Origin of the sequence: Haloferula luteola, from assembly GCF_014201715.1 — a bacterium.
Taxonomy (GTDB): Bacteria; Verrucomicrobiota; Verrucomicrobiia; order Verrucomicrobiales; family Akkermansiaceae; genus Haloferula; species Haloferula luteola.
On record NZ_JACHFD010000012.1, the window covers coordinates 1 to 15,520 of the forward strand.

Below are 15,520 nucleotides of genomic sequence, written 5' to 3' on the forward strand. Positions count from 1 at the left end.
ACATTCCGAGCTACGATGCGAATGGCAACATCCTCGCTTGGACGGATGGCAGCGGGACGGTGGTGCAGCGGATGGACTACGATCCCTTTGGAAACACGGTGATGGTTGAGAAACTCGCCCCAGCGTCTACCACCAAACTACCAAGCATCGGATTTTCGACGAAATATCAGGATGAGGAGACGGGTCTTTACTACTACGGCTACAGATACTATGACCCGGTGACAGGCAGGTCGCCATCAAGGGATCCGATTGAGGAAGAAGGCGGGGTGAACCTTTATGGGTTCGTGGGGAATGATGGGATGAATAGATTTGATCGACTTGGCCTGCAAACTAATTGGGCTTGGCATGCCAATATGCCATTGTATCCTTCCGCTCCGGAACCTCCTGCTTCGGTTCTCGCCCAGCGCGATATTAATAGTTATTCCAAGGCATTTTCCGGCACGTTAGTAGGGGAAGTTGCCGGAATTAATTTTGCCTTGGCTAAACTTGAAGGCAGGGTCTCTCAGGCTCGATATATTCATTGCGGTATTCTTGCGTTAGGATATGCAACGGCTAACCCGAGTGCTGCTGCGTTAGATTCTAGTGGAACAAAGAAATTGTATATACGACCAAGTGCAGCAAAGAGTTTAATTCTTCATGAATTAGTGCATGCGCATAATGATGCGACCGGCATGGCAATAGCTAATTCGCTTATGGGCGAGGGGATGGCTTATTTGCTGGCATCTAATATGGATATGCTGGATATATATCTAGTAAAACTTGAAAAGGCAATTACGGAGGGCGTTGAGGAAGATGTAATGAGGAATGCTGTAGCATGGTCGTATTTCTGGGAAAGTCGCGAAACATGGAGCTCAACTGGTTGGGACGACACTGTAGTGTCGGGTACCATATTTCCAAAATCATCTTCTGATTTCACGAACCTGAAAGTGTCATTAAGGATTAATTTTTCATGTCAACCCTTAGCGGATGCATTCAATAGAATCCTCGAACTTAGAGATGGTTGCATAAGATTTCAGCGTAATAGTCTGGCTCTTGAGATTGACGGCAACCACAAATTATCATATGACGCAAATATTAAAATTGGAGTTGAATATTAAATTTCGGAAAAGATGAGATTTCTGGTTTTTGCTACATGCTCATTTTCATGTTTGTCATGTAGTGATAAGGAGGAGGTTAGGGTGAATAGACGTCTGAATCTTCAAGTAGCAGAAGCTAAGTTGAAAATGATGGCGCTAGATAATCGTTCCGCTATTTTGGAGATCCCCGAAAATGGTATTCGGTTAGGTGATATGGTGTCCCCTGTTAATGGGGATAGTGATTATTCTGTCGATGGTTCTGATGATTTTTGGGTTATTCGTCGAGGGCATGTGCTGCTCGTGACTCCGGATAAAGAAACGGTTAGTGAGATCATTTTAATCGATGTGTCAAAGTGAGGCTGATCAACGGCGGATCGGAGTAGAAAACCTTGGCCGTTAACATCTCCAAACGTAGGCGATCCGCGTGAGTGAAAGAAAATGCCTGTCAAAGGGGTCAGTGCCGAATGGCACTGGATTAAGCTCGTTTTCGGCCTCGAGGGTGACGGAAAGCCAGCCGGAGTACGGTAGTTGGAGTTGTGAAGCAACAACCCGTCTTGGCCAACTTTCCGTCGCACGTGTTTGCCACCGCCCGCCGCAGGTTTCAAACCGGCATCCGGCGATTGCGGGAGTCTCTGGTTGGCGAGCCGCTGAGCGGATACGCCGTGATGTTCGCCGATGTCCTTCCCACCGCCTTTCTCAAGCGCATCGACCCGACCCGGCGCAACCGGCATTTCGGCCATCTTCCGGTGTTCTGGGCCTGGCTCGCCCAGATCCTTGAGGGCAATGCTTCCTGCTCGAAGGCCATCGGCTTCATTCAGAGCTGGTGCCGCACCCAAGGGTTGCCGGCGCCGTCCAGCGACACAGGTTCCTATTGCAGGGCCCGGCTCAGGCTCTCCGACGCATTCCTCGACCAGGTGGCTCGTCGGGTCGGCGAGACGCTGGCTCGTGGTGAAAGGGATGGCGAACGGCTGCCACCGATTCTAACGATCTGAGGGACATCCCCAACTTTTCGTCCATACTCAGATTCTACCCAGACGGTGGTGCCCCATTTCCATATAACGCCGACGGCCTCTGCAATTCAATCTGACAAGGGATTCTTGCGTAGCATTCATACTCTGAAGAGCCATGAATGCTACGCTACGCAACTGTCATGAAGGCCCGACGGGGCTTCCGACCACGCTTTCTTTGAAGGATCTCCGGCTCGGATGTTTAGCGGAACTGGATCGGCAGAGCTTTTTTGAGGTGTTCGAGTACGGCCTGATGGGCGTCGTCGATCTCTTGGGTTTTGAGGGTCCGGTCGCCAGCACGGTAGAGCATGCGATAGGTGATCGCCTTGCGATCGGCGGCGAGCTTTTCTCCGCTTGGATCGGTGAAGAGGTCGACGCATTCGAAGGAGACGAGGAGTGGCTGCTTCAGTTTGGAGAAGGCCTTTTCAATCTCGGCATTCGCGAGGGTGACGGGTGCGTCGAGTGAGGCGTCGCGTGAGGAGCCCGGGAATTGCGGGAGGTCGGCGATATCGAGGGAGACCGCAGAGAGCTTGCGCAGCTTGGCGAGGTCGAGCTCAGCAACGAACAGAGGGGCTGGGGAATCGAGTTGTCGTTGGCGAGAAGGTTGAACCATCGCAAACGAGCCGATGTTTTGTCCGGCCGCTTGGATGTCGGCTCCGAGGGCGTAATGGGGGCGATCGCGTGGGTTGAGCTGGACGTCGACGCCTGGAACCAGTGCTTGAACGATGGCCTTGAGGTCGAAGAGATCGATCTTCGATGGCTTTTGTGACCAGGCGGCGGGATAGCGTTGGCCGGAGATCAAGAGGGCGAGGCTTTCGGATTCCATGTCCTTGGCCTTGCCTCCGCCAGCATTGCGGAAGAAGCGACCCATCTCGAACAGGCGGAGGCTTTCCGCGCCTTGGCGGAGATTGCGCTGAGCAGAGGCGATGAGGCCGGGGACGAGGCTGGGCCGGAGCACGGCGTGATCTTCGCTGAGAGGCAGCGAAACTCGGATGGTGTCGCCGTCTTGAAGGGGCTTCAATGGCAAGGCATCGGCGAGTTGAGTGTCGGAAATCAGCTTGATGGTCTGGCATTCATGGAAGCCGAGGCCAGCGAGACGTTGCCGCAATTTCATGTCGGCGTCGTAGTCGTGATCCACCGAGCTCGAGGGAACGAAGGTGCCTTGCAAGCGGGACGGTACGGCATCGAGGCCTTTGACGCGGACAATTTCTTCGACGAGGTCGATGTGCCGTTGGAGGTCGGCGCGGAATGCGGGGACCTGCCATGTTCCATCTGAAGTCTTGGTCAGGCCGAGTCGTTCCAGAATGGTGGCGGCTTCAGCGTGGGAGATGGAAGCGCCGGTGAGTTGGTCGAGCCGGGCGAGATCGAGAGCGACAGGCCGGGTGAGCTGAGGGGCTTCACCCGCGGCGGTGGTTTCCCCGACGACGGTGCCACCTGCGAGCTCCGAGATCCATTGGATGGCGAGGGCGGCGGCAGGGAGGACGCCCTCAGGATTCGCGCCGCGCTCAAAGCGATAGGAGGAATCCGAGGAGAGGGCGAGACGGCGGGAGCTGCGGCGGATGCGAGAGGGGGTGAAGTATGCCGATTCTAGGAGCAAATCGGTGGTCGATGTGGTGACTCCACTGTGTTCGCCTCCCATGATGCCTCCCAGAGCGAGGGCGGACCCAGCGGTGTCGGAGATCAGGCAGTCGTCAGGGGTGAGGGAGTAGCTCTCGCCATCCAGCGCAAGGAAGCTTTCGCCCTCGGTGGCTTGGCGGACCACGATGCTGCCGGAAACCTTGGCGGCGTCGAAGGCGTGGAGCGGATGGCCGAGCTCGTGCAGGACGAAATTGGTGATGTCGACGACGTTGTTGATGGGGCGCAATCCGATGGCTTCGAGGCGTTGCTTGAGCCATGCGGGGCTCTCAGTGACGGTGACTCCGGAAATGCGTGTGAGGGTGTAAAAGGGGCAAGCTTCAGGGGCATCGATCCGGACGGCGTCTCCGGTGGCGGTGGCAAGGTCGGGCAGATCGAGTGCGTGGAAGGGCACTTCGAGCAGGGTCGCCATTTCTCGGGCCATGCCGTAGTGGCTGAGGAGATCGGGCCGGTTTGGGGTGACTTCGACTTCGAGGAGGACGTCACTTTCGAACAGGTCCTTGACCGGCCTGCCGATTTCGGCATCGGCGGGGAGGATCATGAGGCCGTCTTCGGCATCGATCAGACCAATCTCGGAGGCGGCGGCGAGCATTCCCTTCGATTCCACGCCACGCATTTTGGTTTCCCCAATGACGAATCCACCGAGGTCTGCGCCAGGGAGGCAGCAGGGAACTTTGTCGCCGACTTTGTAATTTTTGGCACCGCACACGATCTGGCGAAGCACCCCTTCGCCGGCATCGACTTGAGTGACCTTGAGCTTGTCGGCGTTCGGGTGGGGAACGGCTTCTTTGATTTGGGCGACGACGATCCGATCTGACGGGACCCCCTTGATCTCGATGCCTTCGACTTCGACGCCGGCGAAGGTCAGGAGCTTATCGAGTTCGTCGGGCGCCTTGCCCTTGAGGTCGACGTGGGTGGCGAGCCAATTGAGAGAGACGTTCATGGGATGATAGAGTTCACCGCGAAGGAGCAGATTTCGCTAGATTGAAGGAAGCGGTTTGGAAAGTGGGATCGGGCGGTGGATGCCCAGTGGGGTCATCGTTCGGTAGCAATGGACGAGGGACCCAAGAGATCGGCGGGACGGGTTGAGGCAGGGAGCGAGCGGGTGGTGAGGAGTGGGTGGCCGTGGTGCCGTGGGTGGGTCGTCAACGAATCGAGCCCATGTTCTCATGGGGGGAGTCCTTGGGAGGTGTTGGTTGCGGATGGCCTCAGGCAAACTGCCGGAGGAATCTCACATCATTTTCGATGAGGAGGCGGATGTCTTTGATGCCCCAGCGGATCATGGCGAGGCGGTCGAGACCCATTCCGAAGGCGAAGCCGGTGACCTTTTCCGGGGAGAAGGCGTCGTCTTTGCGTCCGGCGTCGATGCTTTCGAAGACAGCAGGATCCACCATGCCGCAGCCAGCGACTTCGATCCACTTGGGGGCTTGGCCTTTGGCGTGGAGTTTGACGTCGATTTCGAAGCTGGGCTCGGTGAAGGGGAAGAAGTGGGGGCGGAAACGAACTTCTGTTTCGGAGCCGAACATTTCGCGGAAGAAGTATTCGAGGGTGCCCTTGAGGTCGCCTAGGGAGACGTCCCGATCGACATAGAGGCCCTCAAGTTGATTGAAAACAGAGAGGTGGGTGGCGTCGATTTCGTCGCGTCGATAGGCGGAGCCGGGAGCGATGATGCGAATAGGCGGCGCTTGGTTCTCCATGGTGCGGATTTGCACGCTGGAGGTGTGGGTGCGGAGCAATTTACCGGAGTCGAAGTAGAAAGTGTCCTTCTCGTTTCGGGCGGGGTGATCGGCTGGGGTGTTGAGGGCGTCGAAGCAGTGGAATTCGTCTTCGATTTCGGGGCCATCGGCGAGGGCGAAGCCCATCCGTCGCAGGACTTCCAATGCCTGATGGCGGATGAGGGTCAGTGGGTGGAGGGAGCCGTGGTGGACGGGGCGGGCAGGGAGCGTGGCATCGATCCCAGCAAGGGCCTGCGCATCGGCGGCATCCTGGAGGGCGGATTGCTTCGTCTCCAGCGCGGCGGTGATGGCGCTTCGGGAGGCATTGAGGAGCTGGCCGATTTCGGCTTTTTGCTCCTTGGGCACATCGCGCATGCCGGCGGAGACTTCGGTCAGGGTCCCTTTTTTCCCAAGGATGCCGACGCGGGCTTCCTCAAGGGTGCGGGCGTCGTCGGCGGCGGCGATGCGGGCGAGGGCTTCGGCCTGGATGGCGTCGATCTTTTCCTTCATGGCAATGCGGGCGGAGGGGATAGCGAGAAGCGGCCGGGAGGTCAAAGCCCGGTTGCGGGTGTTTGGTGCGGGTGGAGAATGGGGCGGAGTGTCTACCAAGCAGAGGATTGGGGGACGAATGCGGGTGCGTCGGGTATGGGGGCGTCGTAGTAGCGGTGAAAGACGGGGCAGGCGGAGCCGGACATGGGGGGGACGAGCCAGGACCAATCGCCAGGCACCGAGCGACCGCAGGATTCCTCATTTTTGAGGTGCTGCATGAATTGGGCTGAGGCGGTGTGGTGATCGACGATGGCGACACCTGCTTCGCGGAAGGAGTGAAGGACGGCGGTATTGAGTTCGACGAGTGCGCGATCTTTCCACAGCATGCGACGGGCAGAGCGGTCGAGGCCCATGCGTTCGGCGATGACGGGGAGAAGGTTGTAGCGATTGACATCGCCGAGATTTCGCGAGCCGATCTCGGTGCCCATGTAATAGCCCGAAAAGGGGGCGGCGGTGAAGCGGTGGCCGTGGCCGACGAGAGCCTGATCGGAGATGACTGGGAGGGCGTGCCACTTGAGCCTGAGGTCGGCGAACCAGGGGAGTTCCGGATGGGTCAGTGGAACTTCGAGTGCGGCGTCGGCCGGGATGTCGAAGAGCTGTGGGGAGTGCCCCGGGGCATCGATGACGAGGGGAAGGAGATCGAAGGCGCTGCGTTGTCGTGGGGGCTGCCAACCCATTTCGAGCACGCGCTGGGTGAAGGCCACTTGAGCGGGGTCCCCAAGAATGGTGGCGTCGCGGGCGAGGTATCCGGCGTAGCGCAGAAGTTGATGGTTCCAAATGCGGATGCCGCGGGCGCCTTCGGGAGTGGCGGCGAAGAGAGTGATGGTCGATCGGATGCGGCCGCCGTTGGTGGCGTAGCGGAGGTGTTCGATGCAGGCTTCGAAGATTTCAGGGGGAGTGATGGCGCTGCGCGCATCGAGGACTTCGAGGGTATTCCAGAACAGACGACCAATGCAGCGCGGGTGGTTGCGCCAAGCTTCGCGGGCGAGCTGGGTGAGGGAGTCGAGGTCGGTCGTCATGGAAGGGAGTCACGAAAAAACGCCGCCCGGAATTCCGGACGGCGTTTTGGGAATCGGAGACCGGTGACCGATCAGGCGGCGGCACCCTTGTTTTCAAGGGCAGCCTTGGCCTGGGCGATGATGGCCGAGAACGCGGCAGCGTCCTGGACAGCCAGGTCAGCGAGGATCTTGCGGTCGGCTTCGATGCCGGCAGCATTGAGACCTTCGATGAAGCGGGAGTAGGTCAGGCCTTCGTTGCGGACGGCAGCGCTGATGCGCTGGATCCACAGGCGGCGGAACTGGCCTTTCCGCTTTTTGCGGTCGCGGTATTCGTAGATGTGGGCCTTGCGGACGGCATCCTTGGCGTAGCGATAAAGCTTCGAGCGGAATCCGCGGAAGCCTTTGGCACGCAGGATCACCCGCTTGCGGCGGGCGCGCGAGGCCGGGCTGTTGGTGGCGCGTGGCATGGTTGCTTGCTGGTTCGGACAGGCCGTTGGTTGATCTTTCCTCCCGCAGTCTCGCTTGTCCGGTCAGTATCCCGAGTTCACGGGATCAGGCTGCGATGGAGGCCGTCCGAGGCGCGGACGGGGGCGTGGTTGTGCCGCGTAGGCGTCAGGTTCAGGCGAAGGGAAGGTTTTCCTTCACGTTTTTGATGTCAGCGTCGGAAACGAGCGTCACCTTACCCAGATGGCGCTTGCGCTTGCGGTTCTTGCATTGGAGCAAGTGCCGCTTGCCTTGTTTGCGACGCAGAACCTTCCCTGAGCCTGTCACCTTAAAACGCTTGGCGACAGCCTTTCGGGTCTTTGCTTTTCCTGCGATCCGTGGCATGGGGCGGCGAAACTAGGAGGCCGCGGGCGGTTGGCAAGGGAAAAGTTGCTTGTTTTGGGAATCGGGAGGTGGGGTGGGAGCGGTTTGCGAGTCCTCAAGGTCGAAGGTTGTCCCTTGATTGAGCATGGGGATGCCTCCTGGGGAGAGGGCGCGGGCGAGCGTTTCTCCGAGGTAGGACTTGGCGGCAGCGACGGCACCGGGGAGATCTCGGCCGAGGGCGAGGAGGGCGGCGAGAGCTGCGGAAAGGGTGCAACCGGTGCCGTGGCTGGCGGCGGTGGTCATTCGCGGCGCGATGAACCATTGGTGAATTCCAGTGCCATGGAGGAGATCGGCGCATTCGGGGCCGTGGAGATGGCCTCCTTTGAGGAGGACGGCGCCCATTCGGAGCTCGTTGGCGAGTTGGATGGCCGCGCGTTCCATGGCGTCGCGATCGGCGATGGACTCGCCGATGAGGAAAGCGGCTTCGTCCAGGTTGGGGGTGAGCAGTTGGCAGCGGGGAAAGAGAGCGTTGCGGTAGGCGTCGATCGCTGATGGCGGAACGAGAGGGGTCCCGGTGGAGGCGATCATGACGGGATCCACGACGAGGGGGATTTCGGGACGGGACGAGAGGCGATTGGCGACGAGTTCGACGATCTCTGCGGTGGGCAGCATTCCGGTTTTGATGGCGGCCACGGGGTAGGTTTCGAGAAGGATGTCCAATTGATCGCGAACCACGGAGAGGGGGAGGGTGTGGACGGAGCGGACTTCTCGGGGGGTTTCCGCGACGATGCAGGTGGGTACGGTGAGGCCGAAGGTGCGGAAGTGTTGGAAGGTTTTAAGGTCGGCCTGGAGGCCTGCACCGGCAGAGCTATCGGAGCCGGCGAGGGTGAGGGTGATGGGAATTTCAGGCATGGGCGGGGAAAAGGGGTGGCCAGGAGGGCGGGTTGCGTTCTAGATATCGGAACGATGCGAGAGTTGAAAAACCTCAAAGTGAAGGTCGACGACGTGGTTTACATGCCTTCGCTAGATGCACCGGCGTCCAAACCCCATCCCTTCGTTTATTTCATTTCGATTCAGAATCAATCGAAGGAGGCGGTGACGATCCTTGGTCGCAAGTGGGTGGTTCGTGAAGGGGAGGAGACGGTAGTAGTGGAAGGAGAGGGAGTGGTTGGGCAGACTCCGATGCTAGGCCCCGGTCAGCAGTTTTCGTATAATAGTTACCATGTGGTCGCGGAAAGCGGCGAGGCCGAAGGGGCATTCTTCGGGGTGACGGAGGGGGGGGAGGCCGTTTTTGTGCGGATACCGCGCTTTGTGCTCGAGCTGCCAAGTTGGGTGGACTGAGCGATTTCAGCGGATTTCCAGCAGTCGATGCATGGGGATGTCGTGAGGCTCGGTGGGGAGGTGATCGACGATGCGGCAGGGAAAAGTGGCGCCCACTCGTTGGGCAGAGGGGGCCAAATGAAGAAGGCGGTCGTAGTAGCCACGGCCACGGCCGAGGCGGGAGCCATCGCGTCCGAAGCCGAGTCCGGGGCAGAGGATGAGATCGAGGTCTGTGGGATCTCCCGGAGCAAGGTCTGGGTGGGGTTCCCGGATGCCAAAGGCACCGATGCGCAGGTCGTCAAGGTGATGGACTTCATGGAAGTGCATTTCCTGACCATCGACCCGTGGAAGATACCAGCGATGGGGGGAGAGGCCGATGAGGGAAGTGAGATCCGGTTCGTCAGGAAGTGCACAGAAAAGGGCGATGCGGCTGGGAGGCAGCGCGGAGAGGTCGCGCTTTAGAGAATCGGCGAGGAGAAGGGAGGTGTCCTGAGGATGGGGGTCATGTTGAGCGCGGAGCCAAGTCCGCCAGGAGCGCTTGTCGGCGTTCGGGCCGGGAGTTGTCGCTTGCATCGGCATGGGGCTCCGGGAATAGGTTGTCGGCGTGTGGAAGTCAGGGCAAATCGCGTTGATCTGCGTGCTGGGCGCGGAGGTGAGCGCTGCGGAACCGGCAAAGTTTTCTTGGAAGGCGCCAGAGATCGGCGCGGGGGTATTCAGTGATGCTTTGGGGATGCTGGCGCAGGAGCGCGAAGAGTATGCCGAGAGTTTGGCGGCCTATGCGGTGAATCGCATCGTGAAAGAGGGGGCATCGGAGGCTTCGTTGGAGGAAGGGCGTCGGTTTATGGCGTTGTCGATGCAGCTGGCGCCGCGCAATCGCCGGGCCGTGGTGGCCAACTACCAGCTGTCTCGTGGCGTTCTGCCGGCAAAGGTGGAGGGTGGTTATGAGCCCGCCGTGTTGTCGAAGTTGTTGCTGACGCGTGCGAGCCTGCTCAAAGAGCAAGGTGGGCCGGAAAATCTGCTGCTTGCCAGGGCGTTCATCGAATTGGCGGCCGATCTCGACCCTCGCAATGACGATGCAGTGTATGCGAGCGAGCTGCAGCGGCTCGATCACGGTCGGGTCCATTGGCAGGAACTGACCGATGGGGGAGCCAAGGTCTCGGGATCGGAACGCCCGGAGAGACCGTGAAAGTCGCTTGGGTTGCGGGTTCAATGCATCGCATGCTTGCCACGCTCCGGGCCGGCCCTAGGCTCCCGCGGACAGGCAATGAAGATCTGGCTCGACGGAGAATTGGTGGATGAGTCCCAGGCGAAGATTTCGGTCTTCGACCACGGGCTTTTGTATGGTGACGGCGTTTTTGAAGGGCTTCGGTTTTACAACCGGAGGATTTTCCGCCTTGAGGAACACATTCGGCGGTTGTTCGACTCCGCCAAGGCCATCGTTCTCGAGATCCCGTGGACTCAGGAAGAAATCTGTGAATTTACGCGGGAAACCGTGCGGGCGAATGCGCTGGATGACGGTTACGTCCGCTTGGTGGTGACGCGTGGATCCGGTGAGCTGGGGTTGAATCCTTACCTCTGCCCGAAGCCGAGCATGTTCATCATTGCCTCGACGATCAAACTCTACCCTGAGGAGAAATACCGCGAAGGCATGGCGCTGGCGACCTGCGCGACGCGTCGGCCGGCTCCCGCCGCGTTGATGCCCCAGGTCAAATCGCTCAATTACCTCAACAACATCATGGCCAAGGTCGAGGCGATCCAGGCTGGAGCGTTGGAAGGCATCATGCTCAATGAGCAAGGGTATGTGGCCGAATGCACCGGCGACAATGTGTTCGTGATTCGCGACGGAAAGATGATCACTCCCCCGGTTTCCGATGGTGCTTTGGATGGCATCACTCGGCAGGTGATTCTGGAATTGGCTCCAAGCTTGGGAATCGAGGTTACGGAGAAATCGGTGACGCGCTATGATCTCTTTACGGCGGACGAAGTCTTTCTGACGGGATCCGCTGCAGAAGTGATTCCGGCATCGAGCTTGGATCGGAGGACGATTGGTTCGGGGTCGATGGGGCCGTGGACAGAGAAATTCATCGCGGCCTTCCGCGAGTTGACGCGCACGACCGGGACGCCGGTGGACTAAGCTTTTCCTAGCCTGGGACCGAATTCGTTTCGCAAATCACGGAGGCGGTCCTAGGTTTTCGCCAAAGAAATGGACTGCGACAAATGTGGCAAACCAGCGAAGGTTCACCTGACTCAGCTTGTCGGCGGTCAGGTGAAGAAAATCGCTTTGTGCAACGAGTGCGCCAAGGAAAGCGGCGTGACGGATCCGGCGGGCTTTGCCTTGGCGGACCTGTTGCTGGCACCCGGCGCTTCGGCAAGTGCGCCAGCGAGTGCGCCTTTGGCACCCCGTCCGCCCACTTCGGGTCGGCAATGTCCGGAATGTGGCTTCACTCTTGAGGATCTTCAGCGGGTGCGGCGCTTCGGATGTGGGACGTGCTATGAGACTTTTCGGCATGAGGTCGATCAAATGATCCGTGGCATGCACAAGGGGCCTGAACATCGGGGCAAGGTTCCGGACGGGCTCTATGAGCAGCAACAGCGACGCCAGCGCCTCGAAGAATTGCGCAATCGACTGGAAGCAGCCGTGGAGGCTGAAAATTACGAAGAAGCGGCGGGGCTCCGGGATCAAATCCGGGAGCTTGAGGGAAGCAGCCCTGAAGCGGAGAAGCAGTCATGATGAGGTTCTCGACATTGATCAAGCATCCTGCGGACTGGATGACGGGGGGCAACGTGGACAATTCCATCGTGCTGACCTCGCGAATCCGCCTGGCGCGGAATTTGGCCCATCATCCATTTCCGGGTTGGGCGCGGAAAGAGCAACGCCAGGAGGTGATGGGGCTGCTGCAGCCGGCGGTGGAGTCCCTCTCGGTGATGAAGGACTGCTTTTCGAAGCAATTGTCTGACCTCGATTCCGTTCACAAACAAGTGATGGTGGAGCGTCATTTGATCAGTCGCGAGCACGCGGCGCGTGGTGAAGGCAGTGCGGCGGTTATCGAACGCAGGCAAAGTTTTGCGATCATGATCAACGAAGAGGATCACCTGCGGATGCAGGCGATTCGCCCCGGGCTTGATCTTCAGCAGGCTTTTTCGACACTATCGGATCTCGACGACAAGCTTGCCGACGAGGTTGAGTACGCCTTCGACGGCCGGTTGGGGTATTTGACCACCTGTCCCACGAATTTGGGGACCGGAATGCGCGCGTCAGCGATGTTGCATCTTCCTGCTTTGGTCTTGAGTGACCAAATCGGTCAGGTGCTTCAAGCCGTGAACAAGATCGGTTTGGCAGTGCGTGGAATTTTCGGAGAAGGCTCCGAATCGTTGGGGCATTTGTTTCAGATTTCGAATCAATCGACGCTCGGAGAGAGCGAACAGGAGATTTTGGACCGCCTCATTCGGGTCATTTCCCAAGTCGAGAAGAACGAGCGCTATGCGCGGGAGAAGTTGCTCGAAGAGGACCCTGACATGGTGAGAGACAAGGTGGGGCGTGCCTACGGGATGCTGCGCCATGCATGGCTGATTTCCTCGAAGGAGGCCTTGGAGCATGTGTCGATGATTCGCCTCGGTGTCGACCTTGGGGCCTTTCCGGAGGACACCGCGCGGATTTGCGACGAATTGCTGATGGATATCCAACCGGCACACTTGCAGCTACATAGTGGGAGGAAGCTTTCTCCTGAGGAGCGTGATGTGATCCGGGGGGAAATTGTCCGCTCCCGGTTGCAAAGCCTCGAAGCCCCTGATACCGGTAGTCTAGAAAATCAAAACAACGGGGAAATCCCGCCACCCGACCTAGGACTCGCATGAATAATTTCACCCCAAGAGCTCAACAGGTCCTCGCACTCGCCCGAAAGGAAGCGGACCGATTCAATCACAGCTATGTGGGCACCGAGCACCTCCTGCTCGGCCTGATCAAGCTCGGCCAAGGTGTGGCCGTGAACGTGCTGGAACGCATGGGACTCGATCTGGAAACCGTCCGCATGGAAGTGGAGAAGGAAGTAGGCACCGGCAACGGCCAAAAGGTCACCGGGACCATTCCCTACACTCCTCGCGTCAAGAAGGTGTTGGCATTGGCCAACAAGGAAGCGAAGGCCCTGAATCATAGCTATGTCGGCACCGAGCACATTTTGCTTGGCTTGCTGCGCGAAGGCGAGGGCGTCGCTGCCCGCGTTCTCCGGCGCATGGAGGTCGACATCCAGCGGACCCGCAATGAGATCCTTGCTGAGATCGATCCGAACTTCAGCCCGGACTCCGAGGATGATGAGGACGATGACGATATGGATGTCTTTGAGGACGAAAGTCCCGAGGCAGAAACGGCCAGCGAAGGGAAGACGAAGACTCCTGCCTTGCGCGCCTTTGGCCGCGATCTGACCAAGCTCGCCAACGATGGCGAACTTGATCCGGTCATCGGACGCCAAGGCGAAATCGAGCGCGTCATCCAGATCTTGTGCCGGCGCACGAAGAACAACCCGGTGCTGATTGGGGAGGCTGGAGTCGGCAAGACTGCGATTGTGGAAGGTCTCGCTCAGGAAATTGCCAGTGGCAATGTGCCGGAGATTCTGCGCGACAAGAAGGTCATCACTCTCGACCTCGCTTTGATGGTCGCGGGGACCAAATACCGTGGTCAGTTCGAAGAGCGGATCAAGGCGGTGATGGATGAAATCAAGAAGGTGAAGAATGTCATTCTCTTCATCGATGAGCTTCACACCATCGTCGGCGCAGGATCGGCGGAAGGGGCGATGGATGCGTCGAATATCATCAAGCCAGCGCTGTCCCGTTCGGAGCTTCAGGTGGTGGGTGCCACCACCTTGAACGAGTATCGCAAATACATCGAAAAGGATGCCGCACTGGAACGTCGTTTCCAGCAAGTCAAGGTCGACGAGCCTTCGGTGGAGGATGCGATCGAGATCATGAAGGGGCTGCAGGAGAAGTATGAAAGCCACCATAAGGCTAAGTATTCCCCGGCAGCCGTGGAAGCTGCGGTGCGCCTGACAGCTCGTTACCTTACCGGTCGCTATCTGCCGGACAAAGCCATCGATGTTCTTGATGAGGCGGGAGCTCGGGCTCGGATTGGACAAATGACCCGTCCGCCCGAGATCAAGGCCTTTGAAGGAAAGATCGAAGAAATCAACCGTGCAAAGATCGCGGCGATTTCGGATCAGGATTTCGAAAAGGCGGCAGCCCTCCGCGATCAGGAAAAGACCGCGAAGAAGGAATTGGAGCAAACCTTGGAGAACTGGCGGACCAGTTCCGAGGAGACCATTGTCGATGTCGGCGAGGATGAAATCATGTCCGTCGTGTCGAAGTGGACCGGAGTTCCGCTGCAACGAATGGAAGAGAAGGAAGCGGAAAAACTGCTGAAGATGGAGAATCAGCTTCAGGGGACCGTGATTGGTCAGGATGAGGCGGTGGTGGCCATTTCCAAGGCATTGCGTCGCTCGCGAGCTGATCTCAAAGATCCGCGTCGCCCGATTGGATCGTTTTTGTTCCTTGGGCCGACGGGGGTCGGCAAGACCTATCTTGCCCGGAATCTTGCCGAATTCATGTTCGGAGATCCAGAAGCACTCATCCAAATCGACATGTCGGAGTACATGGAGAAGTTCACTTCCAGCCGATTGATTGGATCGCCTCCGGGATACGTGGGCTACGAGGAAGGTGGGCAGCTTTCTGAGGCGGTGCGGCGGCGTCCGTATTCCGTGGTGTTGTTCGATGAGATCGAAAAGGCCCACCCGGATGTCATGAACCTGCTTCTCCAGATTCTGGAGGAGGGGATGGTGACGGATTCCCTGGGTCGTAAGATCGATTTTCGCAACACGATCATCATCATGACCTCGAACGTGGGGGCTTCTTCCGTGAAGCGTCAGACTTCGCTGGGCTTCGGAGCCATGTCCGAAGACGAGGCGGATTTCGAGGGAATGAAGGAAAAGATCATTGAGGAAGCGAAGCGCCATTATCGGCCGGAGTTCCTCAATCGGCTCGATGAGCTGGTGGTCTTCCACATGCTCGAGAAGAAGGATCTGGATAAGATCGTCGATCTCGAAGTCGGCAAGTTGCTCAAGCGCCTGCGTGAGAAAGAGATTGCGATGCAGTTGGATGCATCTGCCCGCGATCTGCTGGTGAAGAAGGGTTACGATCCGAGCTATGGTGCGCGTCCGATGCGCCGCGCCGTGGAGCGGTTCCTGGAAGATCCGCTGGCGGAGGCGATCCTGCGCGGTGACGTGAAGGCCGGGGATTCGGTCAAAGTCGTTTGCCTGGAGGGCAAGGAAGAGCTGCAGTTTGAACCGATCGACACGAAAGCCGAGCCGGATGGCGCGAGCGTCTGAAGGTTACCCACCTCATTTCAGCGGGCTTCGGGACACCGGAGC

General features: G+C 58.7%; 16 protein-coding genes. 9 read left to right on the forward strand and 7 right to left on the reverse strand.

Translation table 11 applies throughout. The features are described from left to right. From HNR46_RS12345 to HNR46_RS12355, 3 genes are all read left to right on the forward strand, one after another. Positions 1-1,097 (forward strand): RHS repeat domain-containing protein (locus HNR46_RS12345; RefSeq protein ID WP_184019234.1); only part of this gene is annotated, 1,097 nt, incomplete at its 5' end. Positions 1,098-1,178: 81 nt separating this feature from the next. Further along, a complete protein-coding gene (locus HNR46_RS12350; protein WP_184019236.1) occupies positions 1,179-1,433 on the forward strand; it encodes a hypothetical protein in 255 nt (84 codons plus the stop codon). A gap of 197 nt (positions 1,434-1,630) precedes the next feature. Next, the gene (locus HNR46_RS12355) at positions 1,631-2,068 is read left to right on the forward strand and encodes a hypothetical protein (RefSeq protein ID WP_184019238.1); all 438 of its coding nucleotides are present in this window, start codon (positions 1,631-1,633) and stop codon (positions 2,066-2,068) included. Between the two features lie 217 nt (positions 2,069-2,285). Here HNR46_RS12355 and pheT read toward each other — a convergent pair whose 3' ends face one another. The 6 genes from pheT to thiD form a co-directional block, all read right to left on the reverse strand. Then, positions 2,286-4,661 (reverse strand): phenylalanine--tRNA ligase subunit beta, encoded by a 2,376-nt coding sequence (gene pheT, locus HNR46_RS12360; RefSeq protein ID WP_184019240.1) that lies wholly within the window; start codon positions 4,659-4,661, stop codon positions 2,286-2,288. Positions 4,662-4,926: 265 nt separating this feature from the next. Next, positions 4,927-5,943 carry a phenylalanine--tRNA ligase subunit alpha gene (gene pheS, locus HNR46_RS12365; RefSeq protein WP_184019242.1) on the reverse strand — a complete coding sequence of 339 codons (1,017 nt, stop codon included), beginning with the start codon at positions 5,941-5,943 and terminating at the stop codon, positions 4,927-4,929. A 92-nt stretch (positions 5,944-6,035) separates the two neighbouring features. Beyond that, complete coding sequence (locus HNR46_RS12370) at positions 6,036-7,001, reverse strand: nitric oxide synthase oxygenase (RefSeq protein ID WP_184019244.1); 966 nt, start codon at positions 6,999-7,001, stop codon at positions 6,036-6,038. 71 nt (positions 7,002-7,072) lie between these two features. Beyond that, complete coding sequence (gene rplT / locus HNR46_RS12375) at positions 7,073-7,447, reverse strand: 50S ribosomal protein L20 (RefSeq protein ID WP_184019246.1); 375 nt, start codon at positions 7,445-7,447, stop codon at positions 7,073-7,075. Positions 7,448-7,598: 151 nt separating this feature from the next. Continuing rightward, positions 7,599-7,808, reverse strand: coding sequence for a 50S ribosomal protein L35 (gene rpmI, locus HNR46_RS12380; RefSeq protein WP_184019248.1), 210 nt, complete (start codon positions 7,806-7,808; stop codon positions 7,599-7,601). A gap of 12 nt (positions 7,809-7,820) precedes the next feature. Further along, positions 7,821-8,699 (reverse strand): bifunctional hydroxymethylpyrimidine kinase/phosphomethylpyrimidine kinase, encoded by an 879-nt coding sequence (thiD, locus tag HNR46_RS12385; protein WP_184019250.1) that lies wholly within the window; start codon positions 8,697-8,699, stop codon positions 7,821-7,823. 54 nt (positions 8,700-8,753) lie between these two features. Between thiD and HNR46_RS12390 the strand changes: the two genes are divergently transcribed. After that, positions 8,754-9,128, forward strand: a complete 375-nt coding sequence (locus HNR46_RS12390) for an ApaG domain-containing protein (protein ID WP_184019252.1) — start codon at positions 8,754-8,756, stop codon at positions 9,126-9,128. Positions 9,129-9,134: 6 nt separating this feature from the next. On the opposite strand, the gene HNR46_RS12395 is transcribed toward HNR46_RS12390, so the two are convergent. After that, positions 9,135-9,686, reverse strand: coding sequence for a 5-formyltetrahydrofolate cyclo-ligase (locus HNR46_RS12395; RefSeq protein WP_184019254.1), 552 nt, complete (start codon positions 9,684-9,686; stop codon positions 9,135-9,137). A gap of 25 nt (positions 9,687-9,711) precedes the next feature. On the opposite strand from HNR46_RS12395, the gene HNR46_RS12400 reads away from it, so the two are divergent. The 5 genes from HNR46_RS12400 to HNR46_RS12420 all read left to right on the forward strand — a co-directional run bounded on the left by HNR46_RS12400 (position 9,712) and on the right by HNR46_RS12420 (position 15,478). Further along, entirely contained in the window at positions 9,712-10,293 is a 582-nt protein-coding gene (locus tag HNR46_RS12400; protein ID WP_184019256.1) for a hypothetical protein, read from the forward strand. A gap of 78 nt (positions 10,294-10,371) precedes the next feature. After that, positions 10,372-11,241, forward strand: a complete 870-nt coding sequence (gene ilvE / locus HNR46_RS12405; protein WP_184019258.1) for a branched-chain-amino-acid transaminase — start codon at positions 10,372-10,374, stop codon at positions 11,239-11,241. A 69-nt stretch (positions 11,242-11,310) separates the two neighbouring features. Continuing rightward, the gene (locus tag HNR46_RS12410) at positions 11,311-11,838 is read left to right on the forward strand and encodes a UvrB/UvrC motif-containing protein (protein WP_184019259.1); all 528 of its coding nucleotides are present in this window, start codon (positions 11,311-11,313) and stop codon (positions 11,836-11,838) included. Continuing rightward, on the forward strand, positions 11,835-12,962 hold the full coding sequence (locus tag HNR46_RS12415; protein WP_184019262.1) for a protein arginine kinase: 1,128 nt from the start codon (positions 11,835-11,837) through the stop codon (positions 12,960-12,962). The genes HNR46_RS12410 and HNR46_RS12415 overlap by 4 nt, the downstream gene beginning before the upstream one ends. Beyond that, the gene (locus HNR46_RS12420) at positions 12,959-15,478 is read left to right on the forward strand and encodes an ATP-dependent Clp protease ATP-binding subunit (RefSeq protein WP_184019264.1); all 2,520 of its coding nucleotides are present in this window, start codon (positions 12,959-12,961) and stop codon (positions 15,476-15,478) included. Before HNR46_RS12415 ends, HNR46_RS12420 begins: the two co-directional genes overlap by 4 nt. Positions 15,479-15,520 lie beyond the last annotated feature (42 nt).